Genomic DNA, 4,079 nt, shown 5'->3' on the forward strand with positions numbered 1-4,079 from the left:
ATCTTTAAACTCTTTAAAATTACGAAATCCCAAGGATTTTACGAATCTAATTACAGATGTATCACTTATCTGTAACTCATTTGCTATATCACCAGATGTTAAAAAATATATTCTATTTTCATTGTGAAAAAAGAAGTCTGCAATAATAGTTTCAGTTTTTGTTAAACTTTTATTTGCAACTCTTTTTTGTAAAGAATCAATCATAAGAATCTCCTTAAAAAATATTGATAATATAGCTTACCATATTTTTTTAAATATATAAATATGTAAAATATGGAAAGAAACAGAAAAAAATAGTACACATAGTTCAAAAAAAACTTGACTAGTAAAAAATATCGTAGTATATTTATGAATGTTAAAAAACATTTTATGTTTAAAATAATTTTTAAAAAACATTTTTGGAGGGTAAAATGAGTAAAAAAGAAAAAAGTGGAAGTAAAATGAGTTTTCCGCACACGTACGTAATTATATTTGGATTAATTATTTTTGCTGCGTTACTAACTTGGATTGTGCCAGCTGGACATTTTCCAAGAATAAAGGATGCTGCAACAGGAAAGACAATTATCGTTGCAGATCAATTCGCTTTTATAGAAAATACACCAGTTAGTTTTTTAGATATTCCGTTTAAAATAGTAGACGCCTTAAATAAATCTAGTAGTATAATATTTTTAGTTTTAATTGTTGGTGGGGCATTTCATGTAATTATAAAAACAGGTATGTTCCAAGCTTTAACAGCTAAAGTAACTAAAGTTTTTTCCAATAAAGATGAACTGCTAATTCCAGCTTTTACAACTATATTTGCTATAGCATGTATGAGCATGGGAGTTAATACATTTATTGGATTTGCTCCAGTTGCAGTTATTTTAGCTAGATCTATGGGATATGATGCAATAGTTGGAATCTCTATGGTAGCTCTAGGAGGAGCTATTGGATTTAGTACAGGAACATTCAATCCATTTACAACAGGAGTTGCCCAAGCCCTAGCGGGATTACCAATGTTTTCAGGATTGGGGTATAGAGTTTTCTGTCTAGTAGTATTTTTAATTGTAACAAACATATATATATTAAGTTATGCTAAAAAAATAAAAAGAAATCCAGAGTTAAGTGTTGTAAGAGATTTAGAAAAGTTAGAGAACAACATTGAAAATGGAGAAAATGTTATGCCAGAGATAGAAAAGAGACACTACTTAGTACTGGCAATTGTAATTGGATTATTTGGATTACTAATATATGGTGGAGCAGCTTGGCATTGGGGATTGAATCAAAGTGCCGCACTATTTATTTGGATGGCTATTTTAGGAGGATTGGCATACGGATTTTCACCTAGCACAATTGCTAAAGAGTTTGTAAATGGAGCAAAAGCCTTGGTGTTTGGAGCTCTAATAATTGGAATAGCAAGAACAATATCTATAATATTAGATGATGGTAAAATTTTAGATACTGCAGTTTATTATTTAGGAAATATGCTGGCATCTTTACCACATATACTACAATCTATAGGTATGTTCTTAATGCAACTATTTATAAATGGTTTAGTTACTTCTGGAAGTGGTCAGGCTGCAGTAACAATGCCAATAATGCTACCAGTTGCTGATATGATTGGTATGACTAGACAAACAGCAGTTTTAGCATTTAATTTTGGAGATGGATTTAGTAACTATGTTCTTCCAACATCATCTGCACTAATGGGATTCCTAGCAATAGCTAACGTATCTTATGAGGACTGGATGAAGTATATGGGAAAATTATTTTTGATATGGATAGTAACAGGATCAGTACTAATAATAATAGCGAACTGGATTGGATATGGTCCGTTTTAATTAAAGGAGAAAAATATGAAACAAGAGATTTTACAAAATGTTGATGAGTTAAAAAATAGTTTAATAGATTTAGGTGATTTTATTTTTGATAATCCAGAGATTGGATTGGAGGAGTTTAAAAGTTCAAAAAAAATAATGGATATTTTAGAGAAAAATGGCTTTAAAGTGGAAGTTGGAATAGGTGGATTTGAAACAGCTTTTAGAGCAACTTATGAAGTGGGAGAAAATGGACCATCTATTGGGCTATTATGTGAGTATGATGCCTTGGAGGGAATGGGACACGCGTGTGCCCACCATATGCAAGGGCCAAGTATAGTTGGAGCAGCTTTAAGTTTAAAAAATCAACTAAAAAACAAAAACTATAAAATTGTAGTATATGGAACACCAGCAGAGGAAACAATAGGAGCAAAAGTAAAAATGCTAGAAAATGGCTGCTTTAATGATATAGATGTAGCTTTAATGATGCATGGTGCTCCTGATACAACAACAGATGTAAAATCTCTGGCTCTTTCAAACTTTACAGTTAAATTTCATGGAGTTAGAGCACACGCTGCTCTAGCCCCTGAAAAGGGAAGAAGTGCCTTAGATGGATTGATATTATTATTTCAAGGAATAGAGTTTTTAAGAGAGCATGTTAGGGAAGATGTTAAAATGCATTATACAATAACAAATGCAGGAGGACCTGCAAATGTTGTACCTAAATATGCAGAGGCAAAGTTTAGTATAAGGTCTTATGATAGAGCTTATTTAGATCATGTTATTGAAAGGTTCAAAAAGGTTGTACAAGGAGCTTCTCTTATGACAGAGACAGACTATGAAATTATAGAAACAAAAAGATTAAACAACAAAATACCTGTTTTAAAGCTTAATCAAATCCTTATGGATAATGCCGAATTGGTTAAAGCTCCAAGAATCTCTCCCCCTAGAGAAAAAACAGGATCTACAGATTTTGGGAATGTGATGTATCATGTGCCTGGATCATGTATAAGAGTAGCCTTTGTACCCCAAGGAACCTCATCACACTCAGATGAATTTTTATGTGCAGGAAAAAGCGAAGAAGCTCACCAAGCGATAATACTAGGTGCAAAAATTTTAGCTGGAACAGCATATGATTTGATTGACAACAAAGAACTTTTAAACGATGTTTTAACAGAGTTTAAAGTAAATAAAGAAAAGAGTGAAAAAATTTAGATTAAACTATTGAAAAATATCCATTAAAATACTATACTTACATAGTGTAGTATATATGGAGGTGTTATATTGAAAATAGGAGTATTCTATAGTAGTGGTAGAGGAAAAAGTGAGTTTACTGCCACTTTAATAAAGGATTTATTAAAAGAGAGTTGTGATATATATAAGATAGCAGATAAAAATACTGTTGAAAATCTGAAAAAATATAAAGCTTTCATTTTTATAGTGCCAACCTATGGTTTTGGTGAACCACATGAGGATTGGAAAAAAGGCATAGAAGCTATTTTAAAGGTAGATTTTAAAGATAGGTTGGTAGGAATTATTGGAAGAGGAAACCAAGGTTTTTATGCCGCAACTTTTGTCAATGGAATGAGACCAGTGTATGATGCTTTAATAGAAAAAAAAGCTAATATTGTTGGATTTACAGATATTGACGGGTATGACTTTGTAAAAAGTAGTGCAGTTGTTGATGGAAAATTTATTGGATTACCTCTAGATGAGATATTCATGCTTCAAGAGATAAAAGAGAGATTGGAAAGTTGGATAAAAAACAGTTTTGAGGAGATTTTAGATGAAAAATAGAGAAAAATATTTTGAATTTATAGATACTTTTCAAAATCAAAGAGACTTTTTTAAATGCCATGAGATTTTAGAGGAGATATGGATAGAGGAGACTAAGTGTGAGACAAGAAAGCATCTATCAATAAATCTATTATTGATTTCGGTGGGATTATACCATTGGAGAAACAAAAATTTTAAAGGTGCAATTCAAGTTTTTGAAAACTCTTTAAATAACTATGATGAAGTGTCTATGGAGATGGAGAGTATAGGGATTGATTCTAAACTTTTAAAAAAGATAGTTTTAGATATAGTGGATAACTTAAAAAATAAACAGGACTATAGAGAAGTTTTCCTTCCAATATATCAACAAAAAAATCTAAAAAAATAAAATTTTCAAACTTTTATTTAGTAAAAAAACGTCTAAAGATTATAATAATAGTTAGAAAGTAGAAAAGGATTTTGTAGCTTTAAAAAAGTAGTAAAAATAACCATCACACAGTTTCAAAG

5 protein-coding genes are annotated in these 4,079 nt (G+C 30.8%); 4 read left to right on the forward strand and 1 reads right to left on the reverse strand.

Translation table 11 applies throughout. The features are described from left to right. Positions 1–204 (reverse strand): MurR/RpiR family transcriptional regulator (locus tag ACMOUI_RS01245; RefSeq protein ID WP_418963930.1); only part of this gene is annotated, 204 nt, incomplete at its 3' end. A 206-nt stretch (positions 205–410) separates the two neighbouring features. Between ACMOUI_RS01245 and ACMOUI_RS01250 the strand changes: the two genes are divergently transcribed. The 4 genes from ACMOUI_RS01250 (at position 411) to ACMOUI_RS01265 (ending at position 3,960) form a co-directional block, all read left to right on the forward strand. Continuing rightward, a complete protein-coding gene (locus ACMOUI_RS01250) occupies positions 411–1,820 on the forward strand; it encodes a YfcC family protein (protein ID WP_418963931.1) in 1,410 nt (469 codons plus the stop codon). 15 nt (positions 1,821–1,835) lie between these two features. Continuing rightward, complete coding sequence (locus ACMOUI_RS01255) at positions 1,836–3,011, forward strand: M20 family metallopeptidase (protein ID WP_418963932.1); 1,176 nt, start codon at positions 1,836–1,838, stop codon at positions 3,009–3,011. A 69-nt stretch (positions 3,012–3,080) separates the two neighbouring features. Further along, complete coding sequence (locus ACMOUI_RS01260; RefSeq protein ID WP_418963933.1) at positions 3,081–3,593, forward strand: flavodoxin domain-containing protein; 513 nt, start codon at positions 3,081–3,083, stop codon at positions 3,591–3,593. After that, positions 3,583–3,960: a DUF309 domain-containing protein gene (locus ACMOUI_RS01265; protein WP_418963934.1), complete on the forward strand. Its 378-nt coding sequence runs from the start codon at positions 3,583–3,585 to the stop codon at positions 3,958–3,960. The genes ACMOUI_RS01260 and ACMOUI_RS01265 overlap by 11 nt, the downstream gene beginning before the upstream one ends. Positions 3,961–4,079: the final 119 nt, after the last annotated feature.

The organism is Cetobacterium sp. (assembly GCF_048470075.1).
Classification (GTDB): domain Bacteria; phylum Fusobacteriota; class Fusobacteriia; order Fusobacteriales; family Fusobacteriaceae; genus Cetobacterium_A.